This is a genomic window from bacterium (genome assembly GCA_012517375.1).
Taxonomy (GTDB): Bacteria; Hydrothermota; Tepidihabitantia; order B3-TA06; family B3-TA06; genus JAAYVC01.
In genome coordinates this window covers 1-14,462 of the sequence record JAAYVC010000068.1, presented here as the reverse complement: position 1 = coordinate 14,462, position 14,462 = coordinate 1, and the positions used below count along the sequence as shown (strand labels likewise).

General features: G+C 46.0%; 16 protein-coding genes and 1 tRNA gene. 11 read left to right on the top strand and 6 right to left on the bottom strand.

The window, feature by feature from the left end; all coding sequences use genetic code 11:
- Positions 1-559 precede the first annotated feature (559 nt).
- The gene (locus tag GX441_07360; protein NLI98458.1) at positions 560-844 is read right to left on the bottom strand and encodes a hypothetical protein; all 285 of its coding nucleotides are present in this window, start codon (positions 842-844) and stop codon (positions 560-562) included.
- A gap of 98 nt (positions 845-942) precedes the next feature.
- Here GX441_07360 and GX441_07355 point away from each other — a divergent pair, with 98 nt between their 5' ends.
- The 7 genes from GX441_07355 to GX441_07325 are packed head-to-tail and all read left to right on the top strand — an operon-like array spanning position 943 to position 6,824.
- Positions 943-1,866, top strand: a complete 924-nt coding sequence (locus GX441_07355; GenBank protein ID NLI98457.1) for an NAD-dependent epimerase/dehydratase family protein — start codon at positions 943-945, stop codon at positions 1,864-1,866.
- Complete coding sequence (locus GX441_07350; protein ID NLI98456.1) at positions 1,863-3,077, top strand: imidazolonepropionase; 1,215 nt, start codon at positions 1,863-1,865, stop codon at positions 3,075-3,077. The genes GX441_07355 and GX441_07350 overlap by 4 nt, the downstream gene beginning before the upstream one ends.
- Positions 3,064-3,660, top strand: a complete 597-nt coding sequence (locus GX441_07345) for a hypothetical protein (GenBank protein ID NLI98455.1) — start codon at positions 3,064-3,066, stop codon at positions 3,658-3,660. The genes GX441_07350 and GX441_07345 overlap by 14 nt, the downstream gene beginning before the upstream one ends.
- A complete protein-coding gene (locus tag GX441_07340; protein NLI98454.1) occupies positions 3,657-4,559 on the top strand; it encodes a hypothetical protein in 903 nt (300 codons plus the stop codon). The genes GX441_07345 and GX441_07340 overlap by 4 nt, the downstream gene beginning before the upstream one ends.
- Entirely contained in the window at positions 4,559-5,392 is an 834-nt protein-coding gene (locus tag GX441_07335; GenBank protein ID NLI98453.1) for an AAA family ATPase, read from the top strand. The genes GX441_07340 and GX441_07335 overlap by 1 nt, the downstream gene beginning before the upstream one ends.
- Positions 5,389-6,207, top strand: a complete 819-nt coding sequence (locus GX441_07330; protein ID NLI98452.1) for a PHP domain-containing protein — start codon at positions 5,389-5,391, stop codon at positions 6,205-6,207. Before GX441_07335 ends, GX441_07330 begins: the two co-directional genes overlap by 4 nt.
- Complete coding sequence (locus GX441_07325) at positions 6,204-6,824, top strand: DUF4159 domain-containing protein (GenBank protein NLI98451.1); 621 nt, start codon at positions 6,204-6,206, stop codon at positions 6,822-6,824. Before GX441_07330 ends, GX441_07325 begins: the two co-directional genes overlap by 4 nt.
- A 398-nt stretch (positions 6,825-7,222) precedes the next feature.
- Here the strand turns inward: GX441_07325 and GX441_07320 are convergent, their stop codons facing one another.
- The 5 genes from GX441_07320 to GX441_07300 all read right to left on the bottom strand — a co-directional run bounded on the left by GX441_07320 (position 7,223) and on the right by GX441_07300 (position 12,364).
- On the bottom strand, positions 7,223-8,563 hold the full coding sequence (locus GX441_07320; protein NLI98450.1) for a hypothetical protein: 1,341 nt from the start codon (positions 8,561-8,563) through the stop codon (positions 7,223-7,225).
- Positions 8,564-8,780: 217 nt separating this feature from the next.
- Positions 8,781-8,915 (bottom strand): hypothetical protein, encoded by a 135-nt coding sequence (locus GX441_07315; GenBank protein ID NLI98449.1) that lies wholly within the window; start codon positions 8,913-8,915, stop codon positions 8,781-8,783.
- Between the two features lie 58 nt (positions 8,916-8,973).
- Positions 8,974-9,324: an endonuclease domain-containing protein gene (locus GX441_07310; GenBank protein ID NLI98448.1), complete on the bottom strand. Its 351-nt coding sequence runs from the start codon at positions 9,322-9,324 to the stop codon at positions 8,974-8,976.
- 93 nt (positions 9,325-9,417) lie between these two features.
- Positions 9,418-11,085 (bottom strand): urocanate hydratase, encoded by a 1,668-nt coding sequence (gene hutU / locus GX441_07305; protein ID NLI98447.1) that lies wholly within the window; start codon positions 11,083-11,085, stop codon positions 9,418-9,420.
- A 136-nt stretch (positions 11,086-11,221) separates the two neighbouring features.
- Positions 11,222-12,364 carry an EVE domain-containing protein gene (locus GX441_07300; GenBank protein ID NLI98446.1) on the bottom strand — a complete coding sequence of 381 codons (1,143 nt, stop codon included), beginning with the start codon at positions 12,362-12,364 and terminating at the stop codon, positions 11,222-11,224.
- Between the two features lie 475 nt (positions 12,365-12,839).
- On the opposite strand from GX441_07300, the gene GX441_07295 reads away from it, so the two are divergent.
- From GX441_07295 to tuf, 4 genes are all read left to right on the top strand, one after another.
- Entirely contained in the window at positions 12,840-13,385 is a 546-nt protein-coding gene (locus tag GX441_07295) for a hypothetical protein (protein NLI98445.1), read from the top strand.
- 119 nt (positions 13,386-13,504) lie between these two features.
- Complete coding sequence (locus tag GX441_07290; GenBank protein ID NLI98444.1) at positions 13,505-14,065, top strand: hypothetical protein; 561 nt, start codon at positions 13,505-13,507, stop codon at positions 14,063-14,065.
- 149 nt (positions 14,066-14,214) lie between these two features.
- Positions 14,215-14,287: transfer RNA gene (locus GX441_07285), tRNA-Thr, on the top strand.
- 34 nt (positions 14,288-14,321) lie between these two features.
- The coding region (tuf, locus tag GX441_07280) for an elongation factor Tu (protein ID NLI98443.1) at positions 14,322-14,462 on the top strand (141 nt) is incomplete at its 3' end.

Below are 14,462 nucleotides of genomic sequence, written 5' to 3'. Positions count from 1 at the left end.
ATACGTGCACAGCAGCCTGGGATACAGGAGTCCGGAGGAGTTCGAGGCCCTTTACTCCCAGCAAGTTCTTAAGGAAGCAATGTGAAATCTCTAAACTCATTTTACCTCAAATCTGTCTTGACAAATGGGTCGCACTACACCCTCCGGAGGCTTCGGTCACTCGCAGCGGCACTCGCAACGACATTTTTTTATCAACTGGTGCACTTCTCCAAATCCGACATTTTTTCTTCAATCCTGACTAATCATCTCAGAAATTTTCTACCCCACAAAAATACTCCGCATTTTTGCGGGGACCCCGTAAACGGAATCTTGAAATGTAGCTTCGTTCCATTAAACCTGGCTTCCTCATCATCAGAATTTTGTCCAACTTTTGTCCATTTTTTGGGGGGCTTTTGTCCATCTTCTGCCCAGCTTTTGTCCCACTTTTGTCTTGGATTCCTGACTACGAATCTCCAACACTGACTATGATTCCTGATTCATATCTTTAATCCTGGCTTGACGAGGTGAATGATTCCTGACCTCGATTCCGCATACGAATCACGGGATTCGTAGCACGGTTTTAAATGGGGTTTATCTCAGCCGTTGAGTAGTCGAACATGCCCATGCCGTCGCATACGGGGCAGAACTCGGGTTCGGCAATGCCTTCAAGCGTTTCTTCGTTCTTATCGGTTTTGACTAACGCCGCTTCTTTATTGGAGTTGCGTGTGAGCACGCGTCCTGTACCATGGCACGCAGGACAAAGCCCTGCGGTAATCTCCTCGCCCTGCACTTCATAAGCGCCCTTATCTTTTATGCTTACTTTGTACCTTGCGTCGCCGGTTACTTCATTTAACTTGATTGCCACGGTATTATCCGCTTTTATAAATAAATATAGACGAAAATTTAAGTTAGTCAAGTGTCTGTAAGCCTTGATTTTTGTGCATTTTCGGATTATAATATTTCATGAAGAGGATATTGGTTACAGGCGGCGCAGGATTTATAGCAAGCCACGTCTCAGAGGCTTTTATAAAAGCCGGTCACAAGGTAGCAATACTTGACAATCTTTCGAGCGGAAAAATGGAGAATGTTCCCAAGGATGCGGAATTTTTCAAGGTCGATATCACGGATAGCGAAGGTGTTGAAAAAGTTTTTTCCGCTTTCAAGCCCGAAGTTGTTGACCACCATGCCGCTCAGATATCGGTAACGAGGTCAGTGAGGGAACCAAAGTATGATGCCGAGCAGAATATTCTAGGCAGTATAAATATTCTTGATACAGCGATAAGATACGAAACAAGACGTTTTATCTTTGCCTCGACCGGCGGGGCGTTGTACGGAGATGCGGATGTAATTCCTTCTGATGAAAGGACCGCAGTTTTACCATTAGCTCCTTACGGAATAGCTAAGTCAACCGTTGAAAACTACATTAGATTTTTTAAGAACACGCATGGGTTAGAAGCTGTTATTTTGCGATATGCGAATGTATATGGGCCGCGGCAGGATCCTCATGGAGAAGCCGGAGTTGTCTCCATATTTACCTTAAAAGCTCTTTGCAATGAAGAATGCTTGATTTATGGTTCTGGAAACCAGACGCGCGATTTTGTATATGTTAATGATATAGCAGACGCTAATCTTAAGGCAGTTGATGGAAAGGAAGGAACATACAATATTGGTACAAAAAGAGAGATTACTATCAACGAGCTTTTTCAAGAATTCAGGAAAATCAATCCGAAGCTTACGGTAGTTCATCTGAAAGAAAGGCGCGGTGAGGTTCTGCGTTCTGTTCTAAATGCTGATAGAGCATCCACAGAACTTGGGTGGGTAGCGAAAACCAGCCTGGCCGAAGGCATCCGTCAGACATACGAGTGGTTTAAAGGAAAAGTAAAATGATTTTCGATTTGCTCATTAAGAACATCTCAGAATTAGTAACCATGGAGGGAGATAATCTAGGCATCGTCGAGAATGCGAGTGTTGTAATTCATGACGGAAAAATATCAAAGGTTTGCAGAACAGGTGATGAACAAGGGTGTCATGCGGAAATGATTATAGACGCTTCAGGTAAAGTGGTTATGCCGGGATTTGTCGATTGCCACACGCATCTTGTCTTTGGAGGGTCAAGGGCGGATGAATTCGAGAAACGGATAAAAGGAGCCACTTATGCCGAGATTGCGAGAGAAGGAGGCGGAATACTTTCAACTGTTAAGGCTACGAGACGAGCCAGTTTCGAAGAGTTGTATGAAAAGGCTTTGGATTGGCTTAACGAGATGCTTTGTTGGGGCACAACCACTGTCGAAATCAAATCCGGTTACGGCCTAAATTTGGCCGATGAGTTGAAGCAGCTTTCAGTAATAAGAAGCCTTGCTGAGGATGCACCCCAGACTTTAATACCTACATTTCTTGGAGCCCACGCCGTACCTCCTGAGATAAAAAAAGACGAATACATATCTCTTCTTGCGGATATTATGCTTCCTGAGGTGGCAGAGAAAGGTCTTGCCCAATTCTTTGATGTATTCTGCGATTCGATAGCTTTTTCTAATAATGAGACCAAAAAACTTGTCGAGAAAGCAAAGGAATATGGCTTAAAGATAAAGCTGCATGTAGATGAAATAGAAGATGTAGGCGGAGCAAAACTTGCAGCTGATTTGGGAGCGGTATCTGCAGAACACCTCGTAAAATCCAATGAAGAAGGCTTGAGACGAATGGCTGAACGAGGGGTAGTTCCTGTCCTGTTGCCTGCGACGACTTTTTTTCTGAAAGAGCAAGCCAGACCTAATGTTAAGCTTATGCGGGAATTGAAAATGCCTATTGCTGTCGCCAGTGACTTTAATCCAGGTTCGTCTACGGTTTATGCCCTTCCTTTTGCCTCGGCATGCGGCGTGCTTCTTGATGATCTTACTCTTGAGGAAGCCCTCAAAGGTATTACAACTAATGCGGCAAAGGCTCTTGGTATCGATGATGCCGTTGGCTCGATTAGAGAGGGGAAGGATGCTGATTTGGTAATACTGGATAGTGATTCATGGAAGAATGTTGTTTATTATTTTAACAGAAACTTCGTGGTCACGGTAGTCAAAAAAGGCCAGGTGATATATGATCTCAGATAAGGTTCGAGAATCGCTTCGCGCTTTGATCAAAGAGCAAAGATGGTCGGATGTTCAATTAATGCTTACCGAAGAGGCCCGTAAGGTTCCGGAATCTGAAGAAATATTATATTATCAAGGGGTTTTATTTATCGGTCTTGGGAAAAAAGAAGAGGCGATAGCCACGCTTGGTTATGCAATACGCCAGGCCGTCGAGCTGAACAGGTTTCTCTTGGCCATGGCTGCGTCTGCAAAACTTGAGGAGATTTCTCCGGCGGACGTTCAGCTTCGAGTTCGTCGCGCTGATCTTTATCTTTCGATGGGGCTTGACCGTGCCGCTTACGAGTACCTAATAAGAGAATTTGAGTTTTATAGACGTCGCAATAATCCTCATGCTCTTTATTTGATAGTTCGTAAGATGCTCTCAATTGACGAGGAGAACCTTGACTTGGCCCTTAATATGGCTAAAATGCTTTCGCATCTTGGACAAAAGGAAGAAGCGCGCAGGACGGTAGAAAACGTTATTTTTACTCTGCAGGGCAGGGGTAGCTACGAGGAGGCAACCCGAATCCAGACTGAATATGAATATCTATATGAGGATTCATGAGAAACGAAGGTCTTGATCCCGAAGGCAAGATTGAACTAGCGGGACTTTTAATGCAGATAGGCTTCAAGGTCGAAGCATTGACTGAGTATCTCATGGCGGCTCAGATGTATGAGGAGAGAGGTCAAATAGACCTTGCTATCAAGCTTTATGATAAAGTCCTTTCAATAGATGAATCCAACCAGGCAGCTAAGCGCAGACTGCAAAAGCTTAAAGAGCCATCTGGTGGAGATATCGATGAAATGGTAAAGAAGATGGGTTTTTCTCCTGCACAATCCGCGGACTCAGAGGAAGTTTTGCACGAGAGAGACGCGATTGCGGAAGCCCAGTCTTATCCGAATGTCGAAACAGTAGAGGAAGGGTTTGTTGACTCCGAAACTGAATTAGTTCCAGAGTTGGAAGATACTGTTAAAGCGGGTATCGATCTTTCAAATATAAATATCGAGGAATTTCTTGCTTCCATAGATTCTATAATTGAAAAGACCACAGATAATCTGGCAAAGAGAAGCGAACTTGCAGTAGTTTTTAAAGATGAAGGTTTATGGGAAGATGCCTTTTATGAATTCAAGGCAATCTACTCCGACAATCCTTCTGTTGAGAAGCTGCACGAATTGCTTTCAATTCTAGCTCACGTCGAAGATAGGAATCTGACGGCTTCGTTTCTTCTTACTGAAAGCTTCAGAGAAAAAGAAAAACCTCTAAAGCAAGCGGTACTGGAAGCACTTATTAATGTTTATGAAGACTTAGGGAAAAAAGATGAAGCCATAAACGTTCGAAAGAGGCTTAATCAACTTGCAGGTGAAAGAACAGGAACAAAAATGACTTATGATTTTCCAAATTCAAGCGAAAACAAAGAAAAAAACGGAGGAGAAGAATCCTCCGGTCACATTCATTTTATTTAATGGCATACGAAACTTTTTACAGATTGAAATACGAACCCTTTGCGGTTCAACCTGATCCGCGTTTTTACTTCAACAGCCCCCAGCATGCTGTGGCGCGGGAGTATCTCCTGCACGCTGCAGAAAGGGGCCGCGGACTTGCGCTGCTCTTAGGCGAGATAGGTACAGGTAAAACGACTCTTTCAAGGAGAATTCTATCTGAACTCGAATCGGATGAACGCTATAATATCGGAATGATTGTACTCACTCATTCCGTTAAGCCGCGTTGGCTATTGGAGAAATTTGGTGTCCTTATGGATATTGAGGACCCTCCTGATGATTCTTCATATTTTTTCTCAGAGATTGTTAATCGTTTATTCGAGATACACAACAGCGGTAAGAAAACGGTGGTTTTTATTGATGAAGCGAACAAAATGGATGACCCGGACACAATCGAGGAATTGAGAGGTTTTCTGAATCTCGAGACTTCCGACGGAAGAAAGTTAGTCACTTTTATCATGATAGGATTGCCTGATCTTGAGGTCAATCTTGCTCAGAACGCAGCTCTGTACCAGCGTATTGCCGTTCGCGTCACCCTCAACCCCTTGACGATAGACGCAGTAAAGGCGTATATCCAGCATCGGTTAAGAATATCAGGAAGTCAGGAACCTATTTTTACAGACAAGGCGCTTGATGCGGTTGCATCTTTTTCAGGAGGAAGACCGAGACTTGTAAATATAGTGTGCGATAATGCTATGATAGAAGGTTATATACAGCGCAAGCCGAAGATTGACGAACTGATTATCGAGAGGGTATCCAAAAACCTTAATCTCGTTCCTAAAGACATCGTCTCGTGACAGGTTTATCCGTCGACCTCCATATACACACTAGTTATTCAGATGGGCTTTATTCGCCAGAGGAGATTGTTCGCCTTGCGCACGACACCAATCTAAAAGGAATTTCGATAACGGATCACGATACGATTGCTGGAGTCGAAGAAGCTCGTATTGAAGCAAGAGAACTGGGGATAGATATACTTTCAGGGGTTGAACTGTCATGTGAATTAGAAGGATATGAGATTCACATCTTGGGATACTTTGCGCCTGGGAGAGAATCCGAGCTCGAAGAAAAGCTTGAATGGTATCAGATGAAGAGAACGGAAAGAGCTTCGGATATTCTTGACAGGCTAAAGCGTCATGGAATAGAGCTTGATATGAACGAGGTGCGTCGTTTCTCAAAAGGTAAATCAATAGGAAGGCTTCATGTGGCAAAGGCGCTGATTGCCCAGGGCAGAGGCTCCAGTATCCACGAAATCTTCAGTCGGTATCTCGGACCTGACGGTCTTGCTTACGTTCCTAAGGTTAAACTGGCGATACCGGATGCGGTAGATCTTATTCATGAGCATCAAGGTGTTGCAGTTCTCGCTCACCCAGGGATGTATCGCATTCCCGATGCGGCTGAACGTACGGTTGACTATCTTGACGGTATTGAGGTCTGGTATCCTGAGCATTCTCCAACACTTGAGGATACGCTTTACGCTTTTGCGATTGAAAACAGGCTGATTCCTACCGGCGGATCAGATTTTCACGGGGTTGGAAGAATAGAAATAGGCCATGTCAGGGTTTCTTATACGACTTTTACGAGGCTTCTTGATGTTGCCGTAGGCGTATGACCTTTCTGACACTGCTTACAATAACCCTCACACCTATACAACTTGCGCGACTCCAATACGGAGGAGGAGGTGACTGGTATAACGACCCTGACGCGCTTCCTAATCTGGCGTCGCAAATTGAAAAGAGGGCAAACGTAGAGATACTTAAGGAACAAAAAGTTATAACTCTTTTGGATATGGAACTTAAGAGGTATCCATTCCTTTTTATGACCGGTCATGGTGAGGTACGTTTTTCTGAAACAGAACGTAAAAGATTAAAAGATTATCTCCAATCCGGTGGTTTTCTTTATGCCGATGACGACTACGGCATGGATACAACCTTCAGACGAGAAATTGCGCAAGTATTGCCAAATTCTCAGCTTGTAGAACTTCCATTCGACCACCCAATATACCATATATTCTATAATTTTGATAACGGACCTCCGCAAACCCATAAGCACGTTGACGGTCCGCCTAAAGGCTTCGGGCTATATGACGCTGGAAGGCTCGTAATTTTCTATACTTATAACTCTAACCCTTCGGATGGGTGGACGGTTGCGCACAACAATCCTGAAGATGTACGGGAAGAAGCATTTAAGATGGGAATCAATATAGTGCTATATGCTCTTTTAAATTAAGCACTTATAATCGTACTCCGGTCTGTAAATTAAACAATTTTCGTAAGCAGTTACCCCAAAAATTGTTTCCAGGCGAGATCCCTTTAACAGTAATCACACGCTTAAAATGAGGTCACGTTTAACTCTTTGAGGTCAGGAATCATGGACAAATAGCGACTGGAGTCGCATGGGCCAAAGCTCATTCGGCTCGAAGCATACAGCTTCGGCAGATCGATTTCAATAATAGTGGTTCCCTCAAAGCTGCGTAGCAGATTTGTTGGGTAGACCCCTCCAAAAAAAGATAGACAAAACATGGACAAAATCTATGGAATGATTAGCCAGGTTTGAAGAATCAAAGTCCTACTTCAAGAATTAATACGGGGTCCCCGCAAAGCTATGAAGTAGATTTATGGGGTGGGCTATCTTATCAGCACAACCTTATGTGGACGGTTTCCCTTACTCTCAACCCTCATGAAATATACGCCAGGCCCGTAACACTCGCCCCAGTTCACTACACCACCCGCCTGAGGGGCTACAACCTCATCCACCTTTCTGCCAGACGCATCGAAGACGCTCAACACTCGAGGCTCCTTCGCCTCCGCAAAGCGCAGCACAATCCGCGGGCCGATAGGGGAGAGGAGTTCGAAATCAGGGAAGGGCGTTACTGGAAGTTCGGAAACGGCGGAAAGAGTGTCGCCATTTGCATCGGTTTTGATTAAACAAATATCCATATTGTGGTTATAGTAATTGTTGGCGCCTACTACAATAAATCCTCCATCGGGAGTTTCTTCAACATACCGCCCCACATCAATGTATTTCTTTGTCCAGGTTACGTTTCCAAGTGGATCCGTTTTAATCAATGTCCATACTTCACCTGTAATGATATATCCTCCGTCCTTGGTTTGCTGTACACAATACCCTCGTCCATCTTTAAACACTTTAGTCCAGCTGGTATCTCCTTGAGCATTGGTTTTTAGAAGCCAGAGGCCGCCTAGGGTAGTGCTGAGTCCCGTTAGAATATACCCCCCATCGGAAGTCTGTCGAACGCAATCCCCACGATCAAAATCTGTTAGTCCGTATTTCTTGTCCCAGATAACTTCTCCTTGTGAACTAATTTTTGTCAACCGAAGATCCTGGCTTGTATTAGTGCCCCATCCGGCTGAAAACCCGCAAACGATGTAGTTACCATCGTTAGTTTCCTGTACGCAAAGGAATAGCTCCTGAATTTTAAAGTAATCATACGGCCAAACACTATCACCGTTGGCATCTAACTTGATTAATGATGAAAAAGCATCATCGTTGCCTGCCACAATGTAACCACCATCTGAAGTTTGCGAAATCCAATTTCCCCATTCACTTTCTCCGTAATCAAAGCTTCGAGTCCAAAGTGTATCACCGTTCGGTTTCAATTTAAGCACCCAAAGGTCGGTATTTAATGGGTTGGAATCGTTCCATTTTTCAGCCGAGATGATAAAGTTGCCATCTAATGTAGATTGCAGGGAATATTTCATATCAATGTACGCATCGCCGTATATTTTAGTGGATATGGTATCTCCCTTGGAATTTGTCACAATTATCCAGAGGTTGAAACCTTTAGGTCCAAAGGATTCAGTGTATCCAGCAATTATGTATCCGTTATTCGATGTTCGCTGGACACCATAAGAATAATCAAAATTTGACCCACCATAAGTTTTCATCCAACCCAATATTATTGCTGGAGCTGAAAAACTCAAAACAAGAAGGACTAGCAATCTCTTCATCTTTTTCCTCCTGCCGGTAACCGGCGTTAATTATCTACAATATAATGACTTAGCAAGAAACGTACCAGACACAATCAAGTCTATGTTTCGTCCGATCGCGGCTTAGACTAATCGGGATTCGCCGACAATTACCTTTTTGTGTAAATGCTTTTACTTTCTCCCAAGGGAGAGAGGACCTCCCTAAGTCCCCCTTATTAAGGAGGAACAAGAAGGGGGATTAGGACATCGGTATCTTAATTCCCTGCTTCTTAGCCACTTTCTTAGCAATCTCATACCCCGCGTCAGCATGACGCGCGACGCCGATGCCGGGGTCGTTGGTCAGCACGCGCTCGATGCGCTTTGCCATTACCATTCCTCCCCCTTGATGGGGGAGGAATGAGGTGGAGGTGATTTTTTACTACCCCCTCCCTTTAATCCCCTCCCACCAGGGGAGGGGAGATTTCGCGGCGTATTGCTTCAATAACGGCCTCAATATTTTTAAGCACATCGTTATCCCAGAATCTCAACACCTTGAATCCCTGTGACATCAACCACTTATCCCTGAGTTTATCGGATTCCGATTGTGCATGCTGCCCTCCATCTACTTCTACAATCACATTTGCATCAAACGAAACGAAATCAACTATGTATTTACCTATTGGGCACTGCCGTCTGAATTTTGCTTCTGATTGTTTGCGTCGCAAATGAAGCCATAACTTTGCTTCAGCGTCAGTCATACGTTTGCGCAGACTCTTAGCGACAGATGTCAAATTCCTTTTCATTCTTCTTTCCCCCTCCCTTTTATTCCCTCCCACCAGGGGAGGGAGAATGCAGGTATCCTACCCCCTTGTGGGGGAGGATGAGAGGTGGGGGGATCACTTCATCGGAATCTTAATACCCTTCTGCTTCGCTACCTTCGTTGCTATTTCATATCCGGCATCCGCGTGCCTTGCGACACCGATGCCCGGATCATTCGTTAGAACGCGCTCAATCCGCTTTGCCATCTCGGCGGTGCCGTCCGCAACCGTGACCTGGCCTGCGTGGATCGAAAGCCCCATGCCTACGCCGCCGCCGTGGTGGACGCTGACCCATGACGCGCCCGACGCCGTATTCAACATCGCGTTGAGGAGCGGCCAGTCGGCAATGGCGTCCGAGCCGTCGAGCATTGCCTCGGTCTCGCGGTTGGGCGAGGCTACCGAGCCCGTGTCCAGATGATCGCGGCCCATCACGACAGGCGCGGCAAGCTTGCCTTGCTTCACCATCTTGTTTATCTCCAGGCCGAAGCGGTCGCGCTCGCCGTAGCCGAGCCAGCAGATGCGGCAGGGCAGTCCCTGGAACGGTATCCTTTTTTCTGCCATCCTTATCCAGCGGTGGAGTGCGGCGTCATCCGGGAAGAGCTTCAACACCTTCTCGTCCGTCGCGTAGATATCATCCTTCCTGCCCGATAGCGCGGCCCAGCGGAACGGACCCTTGCCCTTGCAGAACAACGGTCTGATATACAAAGGCACGAAGCCCTTGACGTCGAACGCGTTTGCAACGCCCGCCTTTTTTGCTTGGCCTCTTATATTGTTGCCGTAGTCGAACGCTCGAGCGCCCTGCTTCTGCATCGCAAGCATCGCTTCCATGTGCCGCGCCATGGACTCAAAGCTTTTTTCGATGTATGTCTTGGGGTCAGCTTTCCTCAACTCCAGCGCCTGTTCGTATGACATTCCCCTGGGGACGTAGCCGTTGAGCTCGTCATGCGCGGATGTCTGGTCGGTCACAACATCGGGGATGATGCTCCGTCTTACAAGCTCCGGGTGCACGTCCGCCGCGTTGCCCACTAATCCTACGGATAAACCAACGCCACTGCGCTTTGCCTCTTCGCACCAGCGCAAGGCTTCGTCGAGCTTATCCGTCATGCGATCGCAGAAGCCTTCATTTATCTTCCTCTCTATCCTCGCAGCGTTGACCTCCACATCCAAACATACTCCCTCGTTCATGGTTACGGCTAAAGGCTGCGCGCCCGACATGCCGCCCATGCCGGCGGTCAAGACAAGTCTGCCTTTGAGCGAACCGCCGAAGTGCTGGCGTGCAAGCTCTGCCAGCGTCTCGTACGTGCCCTGAATGATGCCCTGCGTGCCTATGTAAATCCAGGAGCCGGCGGTCATCTGGCCGTACATGATGAGGCCCAAGGCCTCAAGACGGCGGAACTCATCCCAGTTCGCCCAGTTTGGTACGAGGTTGGAGTTGGCTATCAGTACCCTCGGCGACCAGGGATGCGTGCGGAAGATGCCGACAGGTTTTCCGGACTGCACGAGCAGGGTCTCATCCGACTCCATCGTCTTCAGAGACTTAACAATTGCTCGAAACGCTTGCCAGTTGCGTGCCGCCTTGCCTGTGCCGCCGTAGACGATAAGATTCTCAGGGTCCTCGGCCACCCGGGGGTCAAGATTGTTGTAAAGCATCCGCAGCGCCGCCTCCTGGTGCCAGCCCTTGCAGGAGAGCTTCGTCCCCCTTGGCGCGTGTAACGGCTTGTATTTGAATGACTTGGTCACAGGCATGAATTCCTCCAAATAATTTCGAGTTTGCTATATTTTGATTATATACTACTCACCAACCGCGCAAAGGTCAAGTGATGGGGACTTAGCGAAACATCCACGCAATCATATGGCAGGAAAAGATGGCCTAGGTTAACCTTCAGATAGATTTTGTCAGGAGTTCAAAGTCGTGTTTTGTTATTTTCCGAGTAGTAAAAACAAACCAGCTCCAAGCTTGGTTTGGATCTTTATCTTTGAAAGCGTCTAAGTTTGTTCTTAAAGCAGAGTCAATAGCAACTGGCTTGTTGAGGTAAAGCTTGACATCGCTTAACTTAAAGACCCACTTATACTTTTCTGGGTTTCGGACTTTAGGATGTTTTCTTTCCTCAGGTTTGCTTGTAACTCTAGCGTGTGCAACAATTCCCGTTAATTGTGCATAGAAACACATCATATCGCCGGGTTTTATGTATTGACGTCCTGGGGTTCTTTCACCGAAGGCGTATACTTTTTCTTCCCCGACTAATTCCTTAATACATTCTTCCGCTGTACGCCCTTCCATCTCTACAACAGGCGACATCCAGTATGCTACCTCTTCCGTTGGTACTTGGTCAGTTCCCCTTTCAAAGGTTGTACTTATCTCTGGATGTCCGGCTGCTTTCTCTTGTACAACCAAGCGACGCATCAATTCTACAACGGGATCAATAGTTGGAGCTGATGGCTTAATAACTGCTAGAATGTCCTCGTGTGAAACATCGTATTCGGACTTCATCTCAACTAATGAAAGAAGCGAATCGATGGAGATTACTCTTAACTGGTTTTGACGACCAAAATGAATGATGTCATTTTCAAGTTGTTGAAGTTTTGCATCGGGACGACCAACAACATAGAGACCTAGGGTAGGTGCCTTAGGGGGGATAACGTTATCAGAGACAAGATTATTAATATAATTAAGAAGGGTATCCGTTTTGATGACATATGCGTCTGTTGTTTTAACCTCAATTACAATGTAGTAGCCTGTTGGCGATTTCCAAAGCCCATCGTTACCAACTTCTCCTGAAGCTCCTTTATACCGACCAAATGTAACCTCAAAACCGAGATAATATCCGAGTTGATTGACCAAATCCTGCAAAGCTTTGTTATATTGGTCGCCAGATTCCCTTAAACACTCTCCGATATAATCTCTGAACTGATTTACCTTCGTGACATTTTTAATTAGATAGCTTCGAAAACGCTCCCTTGCGCTATTACCGTTTGAAGCATCGTCAAGTTTCCCTACTAGATTCAGGATTTGACTTAACGTAATATCCACGATAGCCTCCAAAGCTGAACATAAAAATCATACAATATATCGAATCTTTGTCAATGCCAGTAAAGGCTTTTTAAGAACCATATATTTAACTTGTAGGGACCGACCTTAAGGTCGATCCGCAAAGTTTATGATAAATACCCCCGGCCTGCGGCCACCTCTCTTAATCAAGGGGGGCAAACCCCCGCGGCCCCTCCTTAAAGAGAGGGGCAATTCGCCAGGCTCTCAGGCACTTGTCTTAAAGAAAGGGGCTCAAAGAATGCTCGCTCCTTCCGTAACAGCTTAAGTGGTTACGCTCCTTGTGGAGGTAGGTACATTCGCATGCTTGGTGCGTTCAGCCTATGGCTTACATGGGGTCTAGTTCGCTGATGACTTGCATAATTCCTTGAGACAGGGTAAAGTCTTTCAAAATACTTGACACGAGCCTTATTCTGGATTTAATCAGCACAAACCAAATCTCATAGGAGGAGATATGAAGTCCGCATTAAAAATAATGGCAGCTCTGGTTATGTTTGTCGCTCTATTCGCCGGATGCGGCGCAAAGCCTGACTGGCAGGAGTACAAGTCCGAAGAGGCAGGCTTCTCAGTAATGATGCCCGGAAAGGATGTCGAGGTTCAGTCGAGTTCGACCTCGACCGCTGCAGGACCCATAATGATTCACATGTATTCCGTAAGCCTTTCCAAAGCCTACTACATGGTCGCCTACAACGAGATGTCCTTTCTTGAGGGCATAGAACTCACGGATTCCGATAAGGACGATATCCTTGAGGGCGGCGTTGAAGGCGCTATCGGCACGTTCCCGGACGGCGAGTTCGTCTACAGAAGAGACATCACTCTTAGAGGTCATCCCGGCAAGGAATACCGCGCAGACGGCACAAAGAACGGCATGGAGATGGTGGTGTTCGGGAAGGCATACCTTGTCGGAACGCGCCTGTATCAGGTAATGGCGACAACTACCAAGTCGGACGCCAACGACGAAAGCATTAAGAAGTTCATGGATTCTTTCAAGCTGTTGTAAGTCGTATTAATTTAAGATAAGATACTCTTCATTGCATATTCCAGGGGGAGGGTGGAGCGCAAGGGTAGGATTGAGATTTCAGCTTGTTGACTTCTGGGGAGAGCTGTGTTTAATACGGCATGGAAAAAGCGAACATCATAAGAATAATCCTGTCGATTTTTGCGGTTTCACCGCTCGTTTCTGCCCAGGAAGTTCCCTGGGTTAATGTAATTCCTGCAGACTCGAGTTTTTCCGTCCTGATGCCTGCGCCTGTCGTTTTCGATTCTACTCAAGGCATGGTTGCCGGAAAATCAATGACCACTTATTTTTACTCCTTCGACTTTTCTTCGGGATCCTTTGTGATGAGCTATACGGATATTCCATATCTTGCTGACATTAAGGATAAGGAAACATTCGAGCACGAAGTACAGCTTCTACTCGAGGGTAACCTTGCTAATGTTGTCACCTCGTTTGAAAACAGCAAGGTTATCTACAACGAGAAGATAACTGTCGACAGCCAGCCCGGCAGAGTGTTTCAGGTTACCGGGACCTTTTCAGGCGTGCCCGTGCAGTACACGTCAAGGAGATACGTAATTGGAACAAGACTTTATGAGATTATGGTTCAGTCCGTAATCGGTGCAATTCCGGCCGAGTATTTCCAGAGATTCTTTGAATCATTCGAACTTATAAAAAAACCGTAAAACTACCGACAGCAGCGGCATATATCTCCTTTATATCTCATAGCGGGGTAATCGAGTTCTAAGATATGATTTACATTAAATTTCGCACTTGACAATCCTCAATCAATAGTTATAATTTCAGCTCTACGTTTGCATTTTGGGGAAATCCCGCCCATGTAGCTCAGTCGGCAGAGCACTTCCTTGGTAAGGAAGAGGTCGCCAGTTCAATTCTGGCCGTGGGCTTTAATCTAAAGCTATATAGCAAGGAGGAAATACAATGGCGAAGGCCAAGTTTGACAGAAGTAAGCCGCACGTGAACATCGGAACGATAGGACACGTGGATCACGGCAAGACGACGCTGACAGCGTCGATAACGAAGGTACTGGCGATGAAGGGCGGAGCGAAATTTACGGCGTAT

What these genes read in the sequence shown, in the direction of transcription:
- hutU (NLI98447.1), bottom strand. Translation starts at nt 11,085, where the DNA reads ATGCCTGTGACCAAGTCATTCAAATACAAGCCGTTACACGCGCCAAGG.
- GX441_07340 (NLI98454.1), top strand. Translation starts at nt 3,657, where the DNA reads ATGAGAAACGAAGGTCTTGATCCCGAAGGCAAGATTGAACTAGCGGGA.
- GX441_07290 (NLI98444.1), top strand. Translation starts at nt 13,505, where the DNA reads ATGGAAAAAGCGAACATCATAAGAATAATCCTGTCGATTTTTGCGGTT.
- GX441_07325 (NLI98451.1), top strand. Translation starts at nt 6,204, where the DNA reads ATGACCTTTCTGACACTGCTTACAATAACCCTCACACCTATACAACTT.
- GX441_07295 (NLI98445.1), top strand. Translation starts at nt 12,840, where the DNA reads ATGAAGTCCGCATTAAAAATAATGGCAGCTCTGGTTATGTTTGTCGCT.
- GX441_07335 (NLI98453.1), top strand. Translation starts at nt 4,559, where the DNA reads ATGGCATACGAAACTTTTTACAGATTGAAATACGAACCCTTTGCGGTT.
- GX441_07355 (NLI98457.1), top strand. Translation starts at nt 943, where the DNA reads ATGAAGAGGATATTGGTTACAGGCGGCGCAGGATTTATAGCAAGCCAC.
- GX441_07350 (NLI98456.1), top strand. Translation starts at nt 1,863, where the DNA reads ATGATTTTCGATTTGCTCATTAAGAACATCTCAGAATTAGTAACCATG.
- GX441_07310 (NLI98448.1), bottom strand. Translation starts at nt 9,324, where the DNA reads ATGAAAAGGAATTTGACATCTGTCGCTAAGAGTCTGCGCAAACGTATG.
- GX441_07315 (NLI98449.1), bottom strand. Translation starts at nt 8,915, where the DNA reads ATGGTAATGGCAAAGCGCATCGAGCGCGTGCTGACCAACGACCCCGGC.
- GX441_07345 (NLI98455.1), top strand. Translation starts at nt 3,064, where the DNA reads ATGATCTCAGATAAGGTTCGAGAATCGCTTCGCGCTTTGATCAAAGAG.
- GX441_07320 (NLI98450.1), bottom strand. Translation starts at nt 8,563, where the DNA reads ATGAAGAGATTGCTAGTCCTTCTTGTTTTGAGTTTTTCAGCTCCAGCA.